Source organism: Corynebacterium xerosis NBRC 16721 = ATCC 373 (genome assembly GCF_001552415.1).
Taxonomy (GTDB): domain Bacteria; phylum Actinomycetota; class Actinomycetes; order Mycobacteriales; family Mycobacteriaceae; genus Corynebacterium; species Corynebacterium xerosis.
Genome location: NZ_BCRD01000001.1, coordinates 640,135 through 659,179, shown reverse-complemented (window position 1 = coordinate 659,179; position 19,045 = coordinate 640,135). Strand labels below are relative to the sequence as shown.

Below are 19,045 nucleotides of genomic sequence, written 5' to 3'. Positions count from 1 at the left end.
GGCGCGCCCTACTGCGCGGCCGGGGCGTTGACGTCGTCCGGCAGGGCGGCCTTGGCGGTCTCGACCAGGGCGGCGAAGGTCGCGGCGTCGTTGACGGCGAGCTCGGCCAGGTTCTTGCGGTCGACCTCGACGCCGGCCAGGGCCAGGCCCTGGATGAAGCGGTTGTAGGTCATGCCGTTGGCGCGGGCCGCGGCGTTGATGCGCTGGATCCAGAGCTTGCGGAACTGGCCCTTGCGGTGACGGCGATCGCGGAACTCGTAGGTCTTCGAGTGGAGCATCTGCTCCTTCGCCTTGCGGTACAGGCGGGAGCGCTGGCCGCGGTAGCCCTTGGCGGAATCCAGGACTTCGCGACGCTTCTTCTTGGCGTTGACGGACCGCTTCACACGTGCCACGTTGGTACTTCCTTACTTATCTAACGGATGTTGTGTTCGTTGTCGCGGGACCCGATGGTCGGGGCCGCGGGCAGTGGGAGGCTTACGCCTTGCCCAGGAGTCGCTTGATGCGCTTCTCGTCGGCCTTGGCCACGTCGGTGGTGCCCTTCAGACGGCGGGTGCGGGTCGAGGGCTTGCCCTCGAGGAGGTGGCGGCGGTTGGCCTGCTCGCGGCGGAGCTTGCCGGCGCCGGTGACCTTGATGCGCTTGGCGGTGCCCTTGTGGGTCTTCTGCTTCATGGTGTTTCGCGTCCTTTTCGAAATCTTGTTGTCCGGAACTCCGCGACGCCCGGCATCGGGGCGCGGTGGACCACCCGGGGATGCCTGCCGCATCCCCGGTTCGCGTCATTCCGGCCGTTGGCCGGCTACTTCTTGTTGCCCTTGCGGACCGGCCCCAGGACCATCGTCATGTTGCGGCCGTCCTGTTTGGCGCGGGTCTCGACGATGCCGTGTTCCTTGACATCGTCGGCGAGGCGCTCCAACAGTCGGAAACCGAGCTCCGGGCGCGACTGCTCGCGGCCGCGGAACATGATGGTGACCTTGACCTTCGAACCCTTGTCGAGGAAGCGGACCACATTGGCCTTCTTCGTCTCGTAGTCGTGATCGTCGATCTTCGGCCGGAACTTCTGTTCCTTGACCACAGTCTGCTGCTGGTTCTTACGAGACTCGCGGGCCTTCTGGGCCTGCTCGTACTTGAACTTTCCGTAGTCCATGATCTTGCAGACCGGCGGCTTCGCATTGGGAGCGACCTCGACCAGGTCGAGATCGGCTTCGTAAGCGAGCTTGCGGGCGTCATCCGTGCGAACGATGCCGACCTGCTCACCACCGGGTCCGACGAGTCGGACTTCGGGAACTCGGATTCGCTCGTTGATGCGAGCTTCAGCGCTGATGTGGCCTCCTAGGTAGTGCCTGTACATTTCGTTGCCGAACCGCCGGAAGCAAATGTACGAGGGAAGCCACGCGAGGCGACCCGTTTCCGGGCCACGACGCCTTCCGATGAAATCGGGCGCGCGGGCCTGGAATGGCCTTCTTCGCCCCATCGGGTCGACCCCGGCGCAACCATGATTCTTCGGCGCACCCAGGGTGGGATTCTCTCCTCTTCGCAACCAAGGCGGGGCACGGTGAAGTGCCACCGCTTGGCGGTCGTGGGAACGACGCTAGCACGGACCCACCCGAACAGCCAAAACCCGGGCCGTTTCGTGTCGCCACCCCATCGAACCACTTCCGATCAGCGTGAATAAAAAATAGACTGACCCGACTAGACAGACTTGTCCGTCCGTGTGTAACGTGCCCACGGCGGACGGCGCCCACACAAGCGTCGTCAAGCGGTTTTGAAATCTTTTTCCCTTCCGGGCAGGCATTCCCGCTCCCCCGGACATGATGAACAGGACGGTGCACTCGCATGCTCCTCACCGGTGCGGCCCTCGGGGCCATCCTCGGTTACGTGCTCCAGCGCGGACGCTTCTGCGTCACGGGCTTCCTCCGCGACCTCTGGCTGACCAAGTCGATGCGCGGCTTCACCGCCCTGATGGTCGTCATCGCGGTCCACGCGGTCGGCTTCTGGGTGCTCGCGGCGCTCGGCGTCGTCTCCGTCGGCGAGGAGTCCTTCGCCCCGGTGGCCACCATCGCCGGCGGCCTGATCTTCGGCTTCGGCATGGTGCTCGCCGGCGGTTGCGCCACCGGCACCTGGTACCGCGCCGGCGAGGGCCTCGTCGGCTCGTGGCTGGCCCTGATCGGCTACGCCATGACCGCCGCGTTCATGCGCATCGGCCCCCTGTCCGGCTTCACCGAGGCCGCGCGCGACCAGACCATCGGCTCCGGCACCATCCACGGCGACCTCGGCGTCCCCGTCCTCGTGCCGCTCGTCGCGCTGGTGGCCATCACCGCGTGGCTGGTCTACCGCGAGGTGTCCAAGCCGAAGATCGAGATCCCCGGCCTGCCGCCGCGCAAGACCGGCATCGCCCACATCCTGGCCGAGAAGCCGTGGGGCCTGTTCTCCACCGCCATCATCGTCGGCCTGATCGGCACCCTCGCGTGGCCGCTGTCGCAGGCCACCGGCCGCGACTCCGGCCTGGGCATCACGACCCCGTCGGCGCACCTCGTCGGCTGGTTCGGTTCCGGCGACTCCGCGTACATGAACTGGGGCACCCTGCTGGTCATCGGCATCCTCGTCGGCTCGTTCGTCGCGGCCAAGGCCTCCGGCGAGTTCCGCGTCCGCGTCCCCAGCGCCGAGATCGCCAAGCGCTCCGTCGGCGGCGGCATCCTCATGGGCGTCGGCGCCGTGCTGGCCGGCGGCTGCACCGTCGGCAACGGCATGGTCAACACCGGCCTGTTCTCCTGGCAGGGCTGGATCTCCCTCGCCGCCATGGCGCTGGGCGCCGGCCTGGCTGCCCGCATCTACCTGATGCGCAAGCCCCTGCTGCCCGCCTCCGTCCGCGCCTCGCTGTCCCGCAAGGCTTCGAACGACGTCGGCGACGCCAAGACCGCCACCGACAAGACCGACGCCGAGACCGTCAAGGTCAACGCCTAAACCCCCGCACTTCCCCGCACTTTTCCGAAAGGACCCATCACATGGCCACCCACGTTCTCGAAACCAACGGCGAAGTCTGCCCCTTCCCCCTCATCGAGGCGAAGCAGAAGATGGAGGAGCTGAACACCGGCGACGAGCTGGTCATCGGCTTCGACTGCACCCAGGGCACCGAGTCCATCCCGCGCTGGGCCGCCACCGAGGGCCACGGCGTGAAGGACTTCAAGGTCGTCGGCGACGCCGAATGGTCCATCACCGTCGTCAAGAAGTAGGCGCGAAGAAGTAGCCGTGCGTTAAAAGGCGCGGCACACGGCCCCTGCGCGGGCCGTCGCCAAGCAAGGAACCCGTCCCGGAACATTCCGGGGCGGGTTTCGCGCTTTTCGACGGACGGTCGCCAGGCATGATTGGCGGGGCGAACGTATCGTCGGGCCCATGACTACGCCCGATGACCGCAATAGGGAATTGGCCGCCGCGCTGACGGATCTGGCCGATGCGGCCGAGCGCGTCGCGTCGGCGGCGAAGGGCATCCGCGGGGAATTGGATGGGCACGGGCAGGGCGCCCCACGGGAGGCTCCCGCCCGGCCGGCCGCCCGACCCTCCCCCCGTTTCCCGGAACGGGCAGCTCCCCCGCCCGGCCCTGCCCTGGCGCCACCGCGGTCCGACCAACGGTTCCGGCCGGCGCCGATTGGGCCGTCGGGGCCAATGGAGCCGATGGACGGCGAGACCCCCCGCCCGATGTCGCCGCAGCCGGCGATGGGGCCCGGGCCGGGCCCTCAATCAGGTCCCCGGCCGGCCCCCCAACAAGGTCTCCGGCCCGGGCCCGCGCAACCGCCGCACGGCCCGCTGCCGCAGCAGCAGGTGCACGTGCCGCCGCGGACCCGGACGGAACCGTGGTGGAACGACGAGAAGCTGGTGCTGAAGGTCACCGCGGCGGTCGGTGCCCTGATCACGGTGTCGGGCATCATCCTGCTGGTCGCGTTCGCCATCCAGTCGGGCCCGCTCGGCCGCGTGATCCTCGCCTACTCGCTGGCCGTCGTCCTCGCCGTGGCCGCGGTCGTCGTCCACCGGAAGAACCCCGGCAACGCCGGCGTCACCGCCTCGGGCGCGGCGGCGGTGATCACCTCGCACATCACCACCGCGGTGCTCGTCCACGGCCTGGAATGGTGGCCGAATTGGCTGGGGACGGTGGTGGTGCTCGCCGTGATGGGGCTGGGTTTCCTCGGCGCCAGAGCATGGAAATCCGTCGCATTCCTGATGGTCGGATTCGTCGTCTCCTTCATCGCCGCATCGATCACCGTGTGGCCGCGCATGAACGACGCCTTCGACGTCATCGTGCTCGTCCTCGTCCCATCCGTCGCCGCCGCCTGGACCTGGCATGACCGGGAACACCGCGGGGTCGTCTCCATGAGCGCCGTCGTCCTGTACCTGATCGGCTCCATCGGGGTCCTCGGCACGGCCGAACCCGGGTGGCTGGCGGTGGCCGCGTTCATCGCCGCCGGCGTGGCGCTGGCGGTCCGCGAATTCCTCGACGACGACGTGATCGAAGGGATGGAAGTAACCGCCGGAGTCGATGCCGCGCAACGCGAACGATCGGCCCCGGAACAGTGGGCACTCATCATGCCCGTCCCGGGAGCCGCCGAACGGCGCGGCCTGGGCCTGCTCCCCCTGTATTTCCTCGCCTGGACGACGGCGCCGTTGTTGTCCGCGCTCGGCCCCGGGCCGACGTTCGCGCCCACCGTCGCCCTTGTGCTCGGGCTGGCCATCGGCGTGGCAGGTTTCGGCCCGTGGAAGGACCGCACCGACCCGCGCATGAACGCGGTGCGGTGGGCCGGCTTCATCTCTGCCGCCTGGCCCGCTCTGCATCTGGGCAGCATGGATTCGGACGGGTCGTGGACCCGCATGCCCGCGCTGATCCTGGCCGCGGCGTTCATCTGGATCCACGTTTTCCGGCCGTCGCAGTTGGGCAAGGTTCTCATCGTCCTGTGGACGGCCGTCGCCCTGGTCACCAACACTGCGGCGTTGGTGCTGACCATGTTCGCACCGTCGTACCTGCTCGAGCACCGCTTCCGCATCGACGCCCTCGACGTCCCGAACGTCACGCTGTCCGCGCTGCTGATCGGCGTCATGGCACTGGGCCTGATCGCGGTGCTGGTGGCTCGACGCGACCGGGCCGAGATGTTCGAAAAGGGCGCGGCCCTGCTCGGTCTGCTGCTCACCGCAGTGCCCGTGATCATCGTGCTGACCACGGCCGGCGTGCGATTCAGCCTCGCCCACGTGCTGGTCTCCATCGGGTGGATGATCGCCGCCGCTTGGATGATGCTCGCGCCGAAGCGCCTCAACGTCGACGCCAACATGGCGGCGTCGCTGGTCATCGCCACCGTGGCGGTGCTGAAGCTGGTGTTCTACGACATGCAGGCCATGAGCGGCCTGACTCGGGTGTCGGCGTTCCTGCTGTGCGGTCTGCTCATGCTCGGCATGGTCGTCGCACGCAGCCTGCGGGACCGCAACGCCGACCTCGCCGAGGCCAAAGAGACCAAAAAGACCTCGGAAGCCACGGCCGCGGCCGGGCGGGCGCCTGCCACCGCCGACGGACACACCGACGCCGGGGAGACCCCCGATGATTGGGGGCGGCCCTCGCCGTCCTAGCCGCGCAGCCTGGGTCTCGCAGCCCCGGCTTCGCAGCCCGGGTCGCGCAGCCCTAGCCGCGCAGCCCTAGCCGCGCAGCCCTGGCCTCGCCGCCTTCGACTCCTCGCTCTAACCCTGGAGCTGGAGCAACGGCTTGAGGTACTGCCCCGTGTGCGACGCCTCGACCTCGACGACGTCCTCCGGGGTGCCCTGCGTGACCACGGTGCCGCCGCCGGCGCCACCCTCGGGCCCCATGTCGATGATCCAGTCCGCGGACTTGATCACGTCGAGATTGTGCTCGATGACGATGACGGTGTTGCCCTTGTCCACCAGCCCCTGCAAAACGAGCATGAGCTTGCGGATGTCCTCGAAGTGCAGGCCCGTCGTCGGCTCGTCGAGGATGTACACCGTGCGGCCATTGGAGCGCTTCTGCAGCTCCGCCGCCAGCTTCACGCGCTGCGCCTCGCCACCCGACAGCGTCGTCGCCGCCTGGCCCAGACGCACGTAGCCCAAGCCGACGTCGACGAGGGTGTTCAGGTACCGGGCGATGGACTGGATCGGCTCGAAGAACTCCGCGGCCTCCGAAATCGGCATGTCCAGGACCTCGGCGATGGTCTTTCCCTTGTACAGCACCTCGAGGGTCTCGCGGTTGTACCGGGCCCCGTCGCACACCTCGCAGGGCACGTAGACGTCGGGCAGGAAGTTCATCTCGATCTTCAACGTGCCGTCGCCCTTGCACGCCTCGCACCGGCCGCCCTTGACGTTGAAGCTGAAGCGGCCCGGCTTGTAGCCGCGCACCTTCGCCTCCTGCGTATCGGCGAACAGGTTCCGGATCTTGTCGAACACGCCCGTGTACGTCGCCGGATTCGACCGCGGCGTGCGGCCGATCGGCGACTGGTCGACCTGCACCAGCTTGTCCAGCTGATCCAGGCCCTCCACGCGGGTATGGCGCCCCGGCACCTGGCGGGCGCCGTTGAGCTCGTTCGACATCACCTTGGCCAGGATCTCGTTGACCAACGTCGACTTGCCCGAACCGGACACGCCGGTCACGCAGGTCAACAGCCCCAGCGGAAAGTTGACGTCGACGTTCTTCAGGTTGTTCTCCCGGGCACCGCGGACGGTGACCAACCGGTCGAAGTCGACCGGGCGGCGCTTCTCCGGCGGGAGGATCTTCCGCCGGCCCGCCAGATAATCGCCCGTGATCGACCCCTCCGCATCGAAGATGCCCATCGGCTCACCCGAGTAGACGATCTCGCCGCCGTACTCGCCGGCGCGCGGGCCGATGTCGACCAGCCAATCGCCTTCCCGGATCGTGTCCTCGTCATGCTCGACGACGATGAGCGTGTTGCCCAGATCGCGCAGCTTTTTCAGCGTCTGGATCAACCGGTGGTTGTCGCGCTGGTGCAGGCCGATCGACGGCTCGTCGAGGACGTACAGGACGCCCGCCAGACCCGAGCCGATCTGGGTGGCCAATCGGATGCGCTGCGCCTCGCCACCGGACAGCGTTCCCGCCGACCGTTCCAGCGACAGATAATCCAGCCCGACGTCGAGCAGGAAACGCAGGCGCGCCTGCACCTCGCGCAGCACGCGGCCGGCGATCATCTCCTCGCGTTTGCCCAGGGTCAGCGAATCGAGGAACGCCGAACAATCCGCGACCGACAGCGCCGTAAGACCCGCGATCGACTTCTCGCCGAAACCCTCCGCCGCAAGCGTCACCGACAGGATCTCCGGGCGCAGACGGGTGCCGCCGCACGTGCTGCACGGCACCTCGCGCATGTAACCCTGGTAGCGCTCCTTCTGCGACTCGCTGTCCGCCTGCTCCAGCTTCCGGTGCAGGTACGGCATGACGCCCTCGAACGGCGCCGTGTACTCACGGGTGCGGCCGTAACGGTTGCGGTACCGCACGCTGATCTTGTGCTTCGACCCGTGCATCAGCGCCTTGTGCTGCGCCTTCGTCAAATCCTGCAGCGGCGTCGACGGATCGAAGCCCATCGCATCGGCCAACCCCGTGACCAGCTTCTCGAAGTACTTCTTGTTCAGGGTCCGGTTCCACGGCCCGATCGCCTCGGTCACCGGCTTCGACGGATCCGGGATGATCAGATCCTCGTCGACCTCCAGCTTCGTGCCCAGGCCATCGCAGGCCGGGCAGGCGCCGTACGGGGAGTTGAACGAAAACGACCGCGGCTCCAGTTCCTCGATGTCGATCCGGTGCCCGTTGGGGCACGAGATGTTCTCGGAAAAACTCTGCAACCGGTTCTCGTCATCGTCGTCAAGCCCGACCGCATCGATGACCACCACGCCATTGGCCAGGCGCAGCGCCGTCTCCACCGAATCGGTCAGGCGCTGCTTCTGCGCCGCCTTGACCTGCAGGCGGTCCACCACGACGTCGATGTCGTGCTTGACCTGCTTCTCCAGCGTCGGCGGATCCGTCAGGCGGTGCATCTCGCCGTCGACGACGACGCGCGCATACCCCTCGGCGGCCAACTCGGCGAAGAGATCGACGAACTCGCCCTTGCGGGTGCGCACCACCGGAGCCAGCACCTGGAATTTGGTGCCCTCCGGCATCTCCAGCACCTGATCGACGATCTGCTGCGGGGTCTGCGACGAAATGACCTCGCCGCAGGTCGGGCAATGCGCCGTACCGGTGCGGGCGAAGAGGAGACGCAGGTAGTCGTACACCTCGGTGATGGTGCCGACCGTCGACCGCGGGTTCCGGTTGGTCGACTTCTGGTCGATGGACACCGCCGGCGACAGGCCCTCGATCAACTCGACCTCGGGCTTTTCCATCTGCCCCAGGAACATGCGGGCATAGGAGCTCAGCGACTCGACGTAACGGCGCTGCCCCTCCGCGAAGATCGTGTCGAACGCCAGCGACGACTTGCCCGACCCCGACAAACCGGTGAACACCACCATCTTGTCGCGGGGGAGGTCGATGTCGACGCCCTTGAGATTGTGCTCCCGGGCACCACGGACGATGAGCCGATCGGCCAACGTGCGCACCTTTCCTAGTCGGACTGATCCTCCGCGATGATACATCACTCATACATCCGTTCGAAAGAAACCCGGCGGGAACCGCCGACCCCCGCTACCCTGGCGGCCATGACCGCACACGACGTCACCATCAACGACGACTACACCGGAGACCTGTCCCGCCACGAAGTCCAGCGCGTGCGCGTCGGCGCCATCGACGTGTACAAGACCTCCGTCGGCGAGATGGACAACAACTGCCATCTCCTCGTGGACACCAGGGCCCCCGAGCGTTCGCTGCTCATCGACGCCTGCGACGAAGCCGACCACCTGAAGGCGCTCGCCGACGCGGCCGGGGCGACGGTGACCACCATCGTCACCACCCATTCCCACGGCGATCACGTGCAGGCGCTCGCGGAACTGGTCGAGGCGTGGGGCGCCGAGCACCTCACCTCCTCCCTCGATGCGCCCGACATCGAGGTCCCGGCCGACCGCCTGCTGGACCAGGGCGACACCGTCACCTTCGGCGACGGGGCGACGCTGGTGTCCTTCATCCTGCGCGGCCACACCCGCGGCGGCGTGGGCCTGGGCCTCGACGCCGGCGAGCCCGCCAATGCGGAATCCCCCGCCGACGACGCCCCGATCCACCTTTTCGTCGGCGATTCCCTCTTCCCCGGAGGGGTGGGCAAAACCGCGAACCAGGAGAACTTCGCCCAGTTGCTCCACGACGTCGAAGAGCGCATTTTCGACGCGTACCCCGACGACGCCACGGTCCATCCCGGTCACGGTTCGGATACGACCGTGGGCGCTGAGCGACCCCACCTGGAGGAATGGCGCAACCGCGGCTGGTAAACCCCGGACACCCGGTACAACCCCGCGTAAGATCGATACATAGGGCACCGCAGCAGGCTCGCGCGGATTCGACATCACCGCCGACCGGCCCCGGCCCGCAGACGAGACACACGACAAACAGGAGATGACCTCAAAAATGATCCGCAAGCTCGCCCGTCCGATGCTCGCCTCGGTCTTCGTCGCCGATGGCGTGGACACCCTGATGAACCAGAAGGACCACGTCGAAGGCGCCCGCGAGGTGACCAAGCGACTCCGCACCGTCGTGCCCGCCCAGTACGTCTCTTTCCTGCCCAGCAACCCGCAGACGTCCGTGCAGATCGTCGCCGGCACCAAGGTCGCCGCCGGCGCCCTGTACGCACTGGGCAAGGCCCCCCGCGTCGCCGCGACCGCCCTGGCCGTCGTGCAGGTGCCCACGGCCCTGGCCCGCCACTCGTTCTGGGAGACCCAGGACCCGAAGGAGCGCAAGGCCCGCAAGACCGGCTTCCTCACCGACGTCGCGCTGCTCGGCGGCCTGTTCCTGGCCACCGCCGACACCGCCGGCCGCCCGGGTCTGGCCTGGCGCGCCGAGCACGCCGGCAAGCAGGTGAACAAGAAGGTGCAGAAGGCGCTGCCGACCAAGTCGGAGGCCGAGAAGCGTGCCGAAGAGCTCAAGGGCACCGCCGCCGAGTGGGCCGAGAAGGCCCAGGTCGCCGGCGCCGACCTGCAGGACAAGACCGCCGTCGCGTACCACCGCGCCGAGGACTACGTCGCCGACAACAAGGACGACTGGAAGGATTCGCTGGCCTCCTTCGCCGAGGACGCCCGCGACACCCTGGTCGGCGCCGCCGAAACCGCCCGCGAGTCACTGGCCGAGGCCGCCGACACCGCCCGCGACAACTTCGCCGACGTCGCCGACACCGCGGCCAAGGAAACGAAGAAGTCCCGCAAGCAGGCGCGCAAGCAGCTCAAGAAGGCCCGCAAGAACTTCAAGTAGGCCACGCCCGCCCGCACAGTCATGCGGCCCCGCCACCGGCACCCCGGTGACGGGGCCGCGGTGCGTTTCCGGGCCGTGCCCGACGGGTGCGGGCGCCCGCGGTGACATCGGCCCGTCGTCACGCGGCGGTGGCCGGGCGGGAAACCCCGTGCCGTAAACTGTTTCCTTCCCGCCACCGAGAGCCAAGATGATTGGAGCGCACGTGCCGCACCCGGATCTGCCCGCCGAGCAGGACCATCTGGACGAGGTGTACGCGCACCTCGACGCCGCGCGGCGCCGCGACCAGGAATCGCTGCGGAAGGTGATGCTCGACGACGACCCGGAGCCGCAGGCCCGCGTCGAACGCGAAGTGGAGTACCACCGGCTGCAGACGAACCTGGAGCGCTACCGGCACGCCGAGGTGGGCCTGGTGTTCGGGCGCATCGACATCGCCGACGATGAACCGGACAACCCCGTCCCCGGCGCCCCCGGGCTGGACCGGCGCTACATCGGCCGCATGGGGCTTTCCGACGCCGACGACGACTACCGCTCGCTGCTGATGGACTGGCGCGCCCCGCAGGCCCGGCCGTTCTACCTGGCCACCACCGCGCACCCCGAGGGCGTGACGTTGCGCCGCCACCTGCGCACCCGCGGGCGGACGGTCCGCGCCATCGACGACGAGCGACTGACCGGGGACGACGCGACCGCAGGCGCCGGTGCCGACGGTGCCGGTGCCGGTGCCGAAGCGAGCATCGAGGACGGCGTCGGCGGCGAGGCCGTGCTGCGCGAGGTCATCGACTCCGCCCGCACCGGCCACATGCGCGGCATCGTGGAAACGATCCAGCGCGAGCAGGACCTGATCATCCGCGACGCCGGCCGCGGCGCGATGGTCGTGCAGGGCGGCCCGGGCACCGGCAAGACGGCCGTCGCGCTGCACCGCGTCGCCTGGCTGCTGTACACCCACCGCGACCAGCTGGCGAAGACCGGCGTGCTCATCCTCGGCCCCAACACCACGTTCCTGGAGTACATCTCGCGGGTGCTGCCCAGCCTCGGCGAGACCGGCGTGGTGCTGCGCACCATCGCGGACCTCTACCCCGGCGTGTCCGGCACCGGCGAGGAGTCCCTGGCCACCCGCGAGGTCAAGGGTTCGGAGGAGATGACGCACATCCTCCGCCAGGCCGTGCGCGACCGGCAGCCCGACCTGGCAGAGGCGGAAACCGTCACCTTCGACGGCGTCGAGTTGGCCATCACCCCGGCCATGGTCCGCGCCGCCCGCACGCGAGCCCGGCGTTCCCGCAAGCCGCACAATCTGGCGCGCCCGCTGTTCCGCGAGCATCTGGTGGAGTCGCTGGCCCGCCTGCTCGCCGACCGCATCGGCGCCGACCCGCTGGGCGGCGAGAATCTGCTGTCCACGACCGATGTCGCGGACCTGCGCGACGAACTCGACGACGACGCCGTCATTTCCGGCGTCCTCGACGACATGTGGCCGGAGCTGACGCCGGAGGAGCTGCTCACGGATCTGCTCGAGTCCGAGGACCGCATCGCCTCCGCCGCCGCCGAGTACGACGACGCCACCCGCGCGGCCCTGCTGCGGCCGGCCGGCACCCCGATGGGCCCGTCGGACCCACCGCTTCTCGACGAGCTGGCGGAGCTCCTCGGCGACGTCGCCGACGTCGGCGACGAGCGCGAATGGTGGCGTGAGCAGATCGCCGACGCGCAAGACGCGTTGGACATCCTCACCGGCTCTGCCCAGCAGGAGCTCGACGACGGCTCCGACGCCGAGATCCTCATGGCCTACGACCTCATCGACGCCGAGGCGCTAGCCGAGCGCCACCGCGACCGCGACGTGCGCAGCACCGCCGACCGCGCCGCCGGGGACCGCGAGTGGACCTACGGCCACGTCATCGTCGACGAGGCCCAGGAGCTGTCCGCCATGGCGTGGCGGATGGTGCGCCGCCGCTCGCCCAACGGCTGGATGACCATCGTCGGCGACATCGCCCAGACCGGCTCGCCCGCCGGCGCGGAGAGCTGGGCCGGCGCACTGGACCCGATCATCGGCGACCGCTGGCGGCTGCACCGCCTGACCATCAACTACCGCACGCCCGCGGAGATCATGGACGTCGCGGCAGATGTTCTCGCCCACATCGCGCCGGAGGCGGAGCCGCCGCGTTCGATCCGCTCGACCGGCCGCGCGCCCGTGCGCGTGGACGCGATCGGCCGTGCGGTGGACATTGCCCGCGGCCAGTCCGGCGATTCGCGCCTCATCGCGGTCATCGCCCCGGCGGCACGGCTCGGGGAGGTCACGGGCTTGCTTGACGACGCCGACGTCTCCGTCCACGACGTCGTCGACGCGAAGGGGCTGGAATTCGACGAGGTCATCCTCGTCGACCCCGACGCCATCGTCGCCGAGTCGCCCCAGGGCCTGCAGGATCTCTACGTGGCGCTGACCCGCGCCACGCAGGGCCTCACCGTCGTCGCCGACGCCCAGCCGGAGTCGCTGCCGGAGATCGCCCCGGCGGGCTGAGTCACGGCACGCGAAAACCCCGCCGGCCACGGATGGACGGCGGGGTTCGGCGACTGCGCCGCAGAAACGGCGGAAGCGGCTACAGCGTTACGCGACGGTGTGGACGATCATCACGTCGCAGTCGGACTGGCGCGCGACGTCGGCCGGCACCGAGCCCAGCAGACGGCCGGTCAGGGAGTTGATGCCGCGGTTGCCCACGACGAGGAGGTCGGCCTTGCGGTCGTTGACCAGTGCCATGAGGGCCTCCACCGGGGAACCGGCCTTGATCTCGGTCTCGACCTTGGTGGCGCCGGCGGCCTCGGCGGCGGCCTTGGCGGTGTCGAGGTTCTGCTGGGCGGGATCGTCGCCGAGGACCTGGACGGAGTCCTGGCGCAGCGTGGAGGAGGCGGCGTCCTGGTTCTCGTAGTACGCGCAGCCGATGACCAGGGTCGCGTCGAACGCGGCCGCAATCGCCGCGGCGCGCTCCACTGCCAGAAGCGAGGACTTCGAGCCGTCGGTGCCGACGACGATGGTCTGGTAAGCGCTCATGAAAACTGCCTTCCGCAAAGCTCGGTTGTGATTAACGTTCGCCCAACCCTAGCAAAATCCGAGGGGGTTCGACCGGGGGTTTCCATGCAAGTGCGAATGACGATTCACTGAAAAATCAACATCTGCGCATGTCATCACGGATGCGGCCAATTGTGACGCGCATCTCAAGGGCGCAGAAAAGTATCCCCCGTCACTAACCCCGTTCGCCGGGAAAGATGCCGCCCACCACGGAAACGGTCCCGAGCACCCTCCAAGGCACGGTCCAAGGCACGGTCCCGGGCACCGTCGCGTCCACCGCTTCGGTCCCCGCTACTCCAGCCCCGCCTCCTCCATTCCGCGCAGCTCCTTCTTCAAGTCGTAGATCTCGTCGCGCAGCCGCCCGGCGAGCTCGAATTTCAATTCGCGCGCTGCGGCACCCATTTGAGCGGTCATGTCGTCGATGAGCTTCTGCAGCTGCGCCTTGGGCATGCCCTCGACGGTCGCGCGCTCCGCCAGCACCGCGTCCACCGCCGCCGCATCGCTGCCCACCCCATCGCCGACTTCGGCCTGATTCTCATGGACCTGATCGAGGATGTCGGCGATCTTCTTGCGAAGCGGCTGCGGATCGATGCCGTGCTCGGTGTTGTAGGCGATCTGCTTTTCGCGGCGACGCTCGGTTTCCTCGATCGCCCGCGCCATCGAATCGGTGATGGAGTCGGCGTACATGTGCACCTCGCCGGAGACGTTTCGCGCCGCGCGGCCGATGGTCTGGATCAGCGACGTCGTCGACCGCAGGAACCCCTCCTTGTCGGCGTCGAGGATCGCGACCAGCGACACTTCCGGCAGGTCGAGGCCCTCGCGCAGCAGGTTGATGCCCACCAGCACGTCGTAGTCGCCCAACCGCAGCTGGCGCAGCAGCTCGACGCGCTTGAGGGTGTCCACGTCGGAGTGCATGTAGCGGACGCGGATGCCGTTTTCCAGCAGGTAGTCGGTGAGATCCTCTGCCATCTTCTTGGTCAGGGTGGTCACCAGCGCGCGCTCGCCCTTTTCCTCGCGCAACCGGATCTCGTGGATGAGGTCGTCGATCTGCCCCTGCGTGGGCTTGACCACCACCTTCGGGTCCACCAGGCCGGTGGGGCGGATGACCTGCTCGACGACTTCTCCCCCGGTTTGCCCCAGTTCGTACGGGCCCGGCGTCGCCGACATGAACACCACCTGGCCGACGCGCGCATCGAACTCGTCGAACGTCAGCGGTCGGTTGTCCAGCGCCGACGGCAGGCGGAACCCGAACTCGACGAGGTTGCGCTTGCGCGACGCGTCACCCTCGAACATGCCGCCGATCTGCGGCACGGTGACGTGCGACTCGTCGATGATGGTGAGGAAGTCCTCCGGGAAATAGTCGATCAACGTCGCCGGCGCCGACCCCGCCGCGCGCCCGTCGATGTGCCGCGAGTAGTTCTCGATGCCGGAGCAGAACCCGACCTGCTGGATCATCTCCAGGTCGTATTCGGTGCGCATGCGCAGCCGCTGCGCCTCGAGCAGCTTGCCGCGATTCTCGAAATCCGCCAGCCGCTCGGTCAGCTCCATCTTGATCTCCTCGATGGCGCGCTCCATGCGCTCCGGCCCCGCGACGTAGTGGGTCGCCGGGAAGATCCGGAGTTCCTCGACTTGCTTGACGACGTCGCCCGTCACCGGATTGAGGTAGTAGAGGGAATCGATCTCGTCGCCGAAGAACTCGACGCGCACGGCCAGTTCCTCGTAGGCGGGGATGATGTCGACGACGTCGCCCTTGACGCGGAAGGTGCCGCGGGTGAAGGCGATGTCGTTGCGGGCGTACTGGATGTCGACGAGCATGCGCAGGAACTCGTCGCGGTCGACTTCTTCGCCGGTGCGCAGCATCGCCGACCGGTCGAGGTAGGACTGCGGGGTACCCAGGCCGTAGATGCAGGACACGGAGCTGACGACGACCACGTCGCGCCGCGACAGCAGCGCCGACGTCGCGGAGTGGCGCAGGCGCTCGACGTCTTCGTTGATGGACGAGTCCTTCTCGATGAAGGTGTCCGTCTGCGCGATGTACGCCTCGGGTTGGTAGTAGTCGTAGTAGCTGACGAAGTACTCGACGGCGTTGTTCGGCAGCAGCGAGGACAGTTCGTTGGCCAGCTGGGCGGCCAGCGTCTTGTTCGGTGCCATGACCAGCGTGGGCCGCTGCATCTTCTCGATCAGCCACGCCGCCGTCGCCGACTTGCCGGTGCCGGTGGCGCCCATGAGCACCACTTCCCGCTCCCCCCGGGTCAGGCGCTCGGACAGCTCTGCGATGGCCTGGGGCTGGTCGCCGGACGGTTCGAAGTCGCTGATGACCTCGAAGTCGCCGCCGGCGCGCTCGATCTCCCCGACGGGCCGAAACTCGGAATGGGCGACGACCGGTTGTTCTGCTGCGAAGGCCATGAACACAGCCTACAAGCGCCCGGCCACCTTCGCACACCCGTTCGCCGCACGCGGCTATTGCTTGAGCAGCTCGCTCACCAGATGCTGCTGCATCGGCTGGCCGACGGCGGCCATGCCGAACTCGGTGACCAGTTCCGTGCGGCCGGCGTCGAGCACCCAGGTCCGGGCGGTGGCGTCGACCTGCTTGGCGGTGCCGGAGTTCACCACGGTCGATTGGTCCATGACGATGCTCAGTTCACCGTCCGCACCGGCCTCGACCCGCCCCTCGAGCACCTCGGTCTGGCCGGTGGGCTGGGCCAGGATGAATTCGACGCGGCCGTCTCCGAGCGGCCGGAAGAAGCCGCATTCGGTGTGCATCGGCCGACTCTCGGCCCCGGCCGTCTTCTGCTCGTAGCGCAGGAAAGGCTTGCCGGGGATCGACGCGAAGGTCAGCGTCTCGTTGTACCGGAAGGAGTCGATGGTCGGGTAGTGGCCGCGACCGGGGCCCTTCCACGTGCCGATGAGGAACTCGAACTCGGCGATCAGGGGATGAAGGTTCATGCCCCCGAGGGTACCGAGTTCCCCGCCGGACCTCGCCCGCGGCCGCACCCCTGTCGGCGGCGGGCGAAGCCGCTACCCCTGCGTCGCCAGCAGCTCGTCCGGGGTCTCCGGCAGGTCGGCGGTGAGGGTCTTCGCCTCCCCCTTCAGGTCGACCACGTGGACCTTCTTGGTGGCGGGATCGGTGACGTAGGCGACGTCGCCCTCGACGGCCAGCGCCGGGCGCGGGTCCTGCCACTCCTCGGACTCCTCCCAGGCGTCGATGACGTCGATGGTCTTGACCACCTTCGCCTGCTCCGCGTCGATGAGGTGCAGCTTGCCGTCGGTGCCCAGCACCACGGCCAGGCCGTCGTCGTTCATGCCCAGCGAACGGAACGTGTAGGACGTGCCCAGGTCGACGAGCTTCAGCTCACCGGTTTCGGCGTCGATGATGGAGACCTTCTCGGGGCGCTCCAGCTCGTCGTTCTCGGCGGCCTTCTCATCCGACTTGTAGTCGCCGAGGACGTACTTCGACTCGGTGGAACCGGCCTGGTTGCCGATGCGGCCGTACGCGTTGGGCGACTTGACCTTCGTCACCTCGCCGTCGCGATAGACCAGGCCGCCGTCCGCGCAACCGACGAAGACGCCGGCGGCGGTTTCCTCGGCGCCGTGCGCGCCGGGGCACTCCTCGAAGCGCTTGAGCTCCTTGCCGTCGGCGTCGACCTGGGCGACGCCGGTGCGCTTGCCGTCGGCGTCGGCGATGGTGACCATGTACGTCCCGTCCTCGCCGAGCACCGCGATGCCGTGGTGGGCGGGTACGCGGAAGTGATCGATGGCGTCCATGCCGGTCAGCCGCAGGGTGGTGACGTCGCCGGTCTCGTCGTCGAAAAGCACCGCCTTGTCGTCAGCCGCGACGACGTGGCCCGGCTTCTCCGCCGCGACCTCGAAGCCGGTGAACAGCGGGTCGCCGGCGTAGTGGTGCGAGTGGTCGCCGTGCGGCTTGGAGTAGGAGCCAAGATCCAGGGCCCGGAAACCGGCGTCGGTGGACACGAACACGTGGCGGCCGTCTCCGGCCGGGCTCAGGCGCAGGTACCCCTCGGCGGGCAGATCGGCCAGCACCTTCGGGGCCTCCCCCTTGCCCAGGTCGCCGGCGTCGAGGACCATCACGCCGCCGTCGTGGCTGATGGCCAGGCGGGGCTCGGCGGAGCGGGATTCAGGGGCCTCGGCCGCCGTCGTGGCGGTGGTCACCGCGGGCGTCGCCGCGGACGGGGTGGTGCTCGAGTCGGTGCCGGCATCGCTTTCCGACGACGACGGGTCAGTGGAGCAGGCGGCCAGGAAAAGAGAGGCGGCGGCGAGAGCGCCGACCGCGATCTTGGTATTGGTCATGGTTTGCATTAGAGCATTTATTGCGAACCATTTTCAACTAGATTGCGGCGTTGGTGGCATCATCCCGCCAGCAGCACCCCCGCCAATCCGATGACGGCCACAACGACGGTCGCCGCCGCAGCCATCACCACGGGCGCGCCACCGACCTTCCGGATCAGGGAAAACCGCACGCCGACGCCCAGCGCGAACATCGCCGCGCCGAGCAACAGCTGTTCGGCGACGCCCGCGGCATCGAGAACGCCCTGCGGAACCACACCCGTCGACCGCACGGCGACCATTGCCAGGAAACCGGCGACGAACAACGGCATGATCGGCGGCAGATCCACGTCGCCGCCCCCGCCGGCCGCGCGGATGCGGCGCCGCTCCACCACTCCCAGAACCGCCATGACGGGCGCGAGCATGAGCACGCGGCCCAGCTTGATCACCACGGCCGCACCCAACGCCGCACCGCCGACGGAACCACCGATGGCCACGACCTGCGCGACCTCGTGCACCGACGCCCCGCCCCACATGCCGACCTCCATGTCGGCCAATCCCAGCGCGTGCCCGAGCATGGGCACGAGCGCGATCATGAGGGTGCCGAAGACTACGACCAGCGCGATGGCGGCCGCGACGGATTCGCGCAGACCCGGCTCCCCCGCCCCCTCGGCATTCGCACCGGCCCCCGCACCGGCCTTCCCCCCGTCCCGCCCACGGTCCCCGTCGTCTTCGCCATCTGAGACCTTCCCACCATCTGCACGGCCACCGAGCACCCCGGCCACCGCCGCCACCGCCGCGGCCCCGCAAATGGCGATTCCGCACGCGATGAGCAGGCGCTGCCTCCGACCGATGCCGAGTGCGCGGCCGATGGCCACGCCGGTCACGATGCCGCCGGCGACCACCGCAATGACGGTGAGGATCATTCCCGCGCCGAGGCCGGCGACGTCGTGAAGCGACAACCGCAACCCCAGGACCACGATGCCGATGCGCAGCACCCTCTTCGACGCGACGGCCAGCCCCGGCTCGAGCACCGACGGGACGCGGGCGACGTTGCCGACGACGACGCCCAGCACGATCGCCGCGACCATCGGGCCGACCATGTCGAACGGCGCCGACACGGCGTAGGCCACCGCGACTCCCGCGGCGGCGAAGAGCAGCCCGGGCCAGATGGAGGCGCGGGAGCCTGCCGCGCGCCCTGCAACGGGACCCGGGGCGGCCCACGGGGCGGACTCCGGGGCGGGCACGGCATTGGCCTGCATGGCGGGGATGCGGTCATGGTCGATGTGGGCGGTCACCCATCCAGTGTCGGGCACCGGCGGGTGGGCCGGTAGAGCCC

General features: G+C 68.7%; 13 protein-coding genes and 1 pseudogene. 5 read left to right on the top strand and 9 right to left on the bottom strand.

Going from position 1 to position 19,045, the window contains the following annotated elements; translation table 11 throughout:
• Window positions 1-8: 8 nt before the first annotated feature.
• From rplT to infC, 3 genes are all read right to left on the bottom strand, one after another.
• On the bottom strand, window positions 9-392 hold the full coding sequence (gene rplT, locus CX1_RS02890) for a 50S ribosomal protein L20 (RefSeq protein ID WP_046650626.1): 384 nt from the start codon (window positions 390-392) through the stop codon (window positions 9-11).
• Between the two features lie 82 nt (window positions 393-474).
• Window positions 475-669, bottom strand: a complete 195-nt coding sequence (gene rpmI / locus CX1_RS02885; protein WP_035119589.1) for a 50S ribosomal protein L35 — start codon at window positions 667-669, stop codon at window positions 475-477.
• Between the two features lie 125 nt (window positions 670-794).
• On the bottom strand, window positions 795-1,346 hold the full coding sequence (gene infC, locus CX1_RS02880) for a translation initiation factor IF-3 (RefSeq protein WP_046650625.1): 552 nt from the start codon (window positions 1,344-1,346) through the stop codon (window positions 795-797).
• A 485-nt stretch (window positions 1,347-1,831) separates the two neighbouring features.
• Here infC and CX1_RS02875 point away from each other — a divergent pair.
• Window positions 1,832-3,228, top strand: a pseudogene (locus CX1_RS02875) (YeeE/YedE thiosulfate transporter family protein).
• Between the two features lie 592 nt (window positions 3,229-3,820).
• A complete protein-coding gene (locus CX1_RS02865) occupies window positions 3,821-5,602 on the top strand; it encodes a hypothetical protein (RefSeq protein ID WP_113570102.1) in 1,782 nt (593 codons plus the stop codon).
• Window positions 5,603-5,710: 108 nt separating this feature from the next.
• Here the strand turns inward: CX1_RS02865 and uvrA are convergent, their stop codons facing one another.
• Window positions 5,711-8,572, bottom strand: coding sequence for an excinuclease ABC subunit UvrA (gene uvrA / locus CX1_RS02860; protein WP_046650652.1), 2,862 nt, complete (start codon window positions 8,570-8,572; stop codon window positions 5,711-5,713).
• A gap of 108 nt (window positions 8,573-8,680) precedes the next feature.
• Here uvrA and CX1_RS02855 point away from each other — a divergent pair, with 108 nt between their 5' ends.
• The 3 genes from CX1_RS02855 (at window position 8,681) to CX1_RS02845 (ending at window position 12,876) form a co-directional block, all read left to right on the top strand.
• On the top strand, window positions 8,681-9,400 hold the full coding sequence (locus CX1_RS02855) for an MBL fold metallo-hydrolase (RefSeq protein WP_046650621.1): 720 nt from the start codon (window positions 8,681-8,683) through the stop codon (window positions 9,398-9,400).
• A 124-nt stretch (window positions 9,401-9,524) separates the two neighbouring features.
• Window positions 9,525-10,373: a DoxX family protein gene (locus tag CX1_RS02850; RefSeq protein WP_255217628.1), complete on the top strand. Its 849-nt coding sequence runs from the start codon at window positions 9,525-9,527 to the stop codon at window positions 10,371-10,373.
• 187 nt (window positions 10,374-10,560) lie between these two features.
• Complete coding sequence (locus tag CX1_RS02845) at window positions 10,561-12,876, top strand: HelD family protein (RefSeq protein WP_060925234.1); 2,316 nt, start codon at window positions 10,561-10,563, stop codon at window positions 12,874-12,876.
• A gap of 87 nt (window positions 12,877-12,963) precedes the next feature.
• On the opposite strand, the gene CX1_RS02840 is transcribed toward CX1_RS02845, so the two are convergent.
• The 5 genes from CX1_RS02840 to CX1_RS12760 all read right to left on the bottom strand — a co-directional run bounded on the left by CX1_RS02840 (window position 12,964) and on the right by CX1_RS12760 (window position 19,004).
• Window positions 12,964-13,404, bottom strand: coding sequence for a universal stress protein (locus CX1_RS02840; protein WP_046650618.1), 441 nt, complete (start codon window positions 13,402-13,404; stop codon window positions 12,964-12,966).
• A 309-nt stretch (window positions 13,405-13,713) separates the two neighbouring features.
• Window positions 13,714-15,828 (bottom strand): excinuclease ABC subunit UvrB, encoded by a 2,115-nt coding sequence (gene uvrB, locus CX1_RS02835; protein WP_046650651.1) that lies wholly within the window; start codon window positions 15,826-15,828, stop codon window positions 13,714-13,716.
• 54 nt (window positions 15,829-15,882) lie between these two features.
• The gene (locus CX1_RS02830) at window positions 15,883-16,368 is read right to left on the bottom strand and encodes a heme-binding beta-barrel domain-containing protein (protein WP_046650617.1); all 486 of its coding nucleotides are present in this window, start codon (window positions 16,366-16,368) and stop codon (window positions 15,883-15,885) included.
• Between the two features lie 72 nt (window positions 16,369-16,440).
• The gene (locus CX1_RS02825) at window positions 16,441-17,730 is read right to left on the bottom strand and encodes a hypothetical protein (RefSeq protein ID WP_052753235.1); all 1,290 of its coding nucleotides are present in this window, start codon (window positions 17,728-17,730) and stop codon (window positions 16,441-16,443) included.
• Window positions 17,731-17,789: 59 nt separating this feature from the next.
• The gene (locus CX1_RS12760) at window positions 17,790-19,004 is read right to left on the bottom strand and encodes a YeiH family protein (RefSeq protein WP_052753234.1); all 1,215 of its coding nucleotides are present in this window, start codon (window positions 19,002-19,004) and stop codon (window positions 17,790-17,792) included.
• Between the last annotated feature and the right edge of the window lie 41 nt (window positions 19,005-19,045).

Coding starts and splice junctions, on each gene's coding strand:
- rpmI (WP_035119589.1), bottom strand. CDS start 669: ATGAAGCAGAAGACCCACAAGGGCACCGCCAAGCGCATCAAGGTCACC.
- infC (WP_046650625.1), bottom strand. CDS start 1,346: ATGTACAGGCACTACCTAGGAGGCCACATCAGCGCTGAAGCTCGCATC.
- CX1_RS02855 (WP_046650621.1), top strand. CDS start 8,681: ATGACCGCACACGACGTCACCATCAACGACGACTACACCGGAGACCTG.
- CX1_RS02850 (WP_255217628.1), top strand. CDS start 9,525: ATGACCTCAAAAATGATCCGCAAGCTCGCCCGTCCGATGCTCGCCTCG.
- CX1_RS02845 (WP_060925234.1), top strand. CDS start 10,561: ATGATTGGAGCGCACGTGCCGCACCCGGATCTGCCCGCCGAGCAGGAC.
- CX1_RS02840 (WP_046650618.1), bottom strand. CDS start 13,404: ATGAGCGCTTACCAGACCATCGTCGTCGGCACCGACGGCTCGAAGTCC.
- uvrB (WP_046650651.1), bottom strand. CDS start 15,828: ATGGCCTTCGCAGCAGAACAACCGGTCGTCGCCCATTCCGAGTTTCGG.
- CX1_RS02830 (WP_046650617.1), bottom strand. CDS start 16,368: ATGAACCTTCATCCCCTGATCGCCGAGTTCGAGTTCCTCATCGGCACG.
- CX1_RS02825 (WP_052753235.1), bottom strand. CDS start 17,730: ATGACCAATACCAAGATCGCGGTCGGCGCTCTCGCCGCCGCCTCTCTT.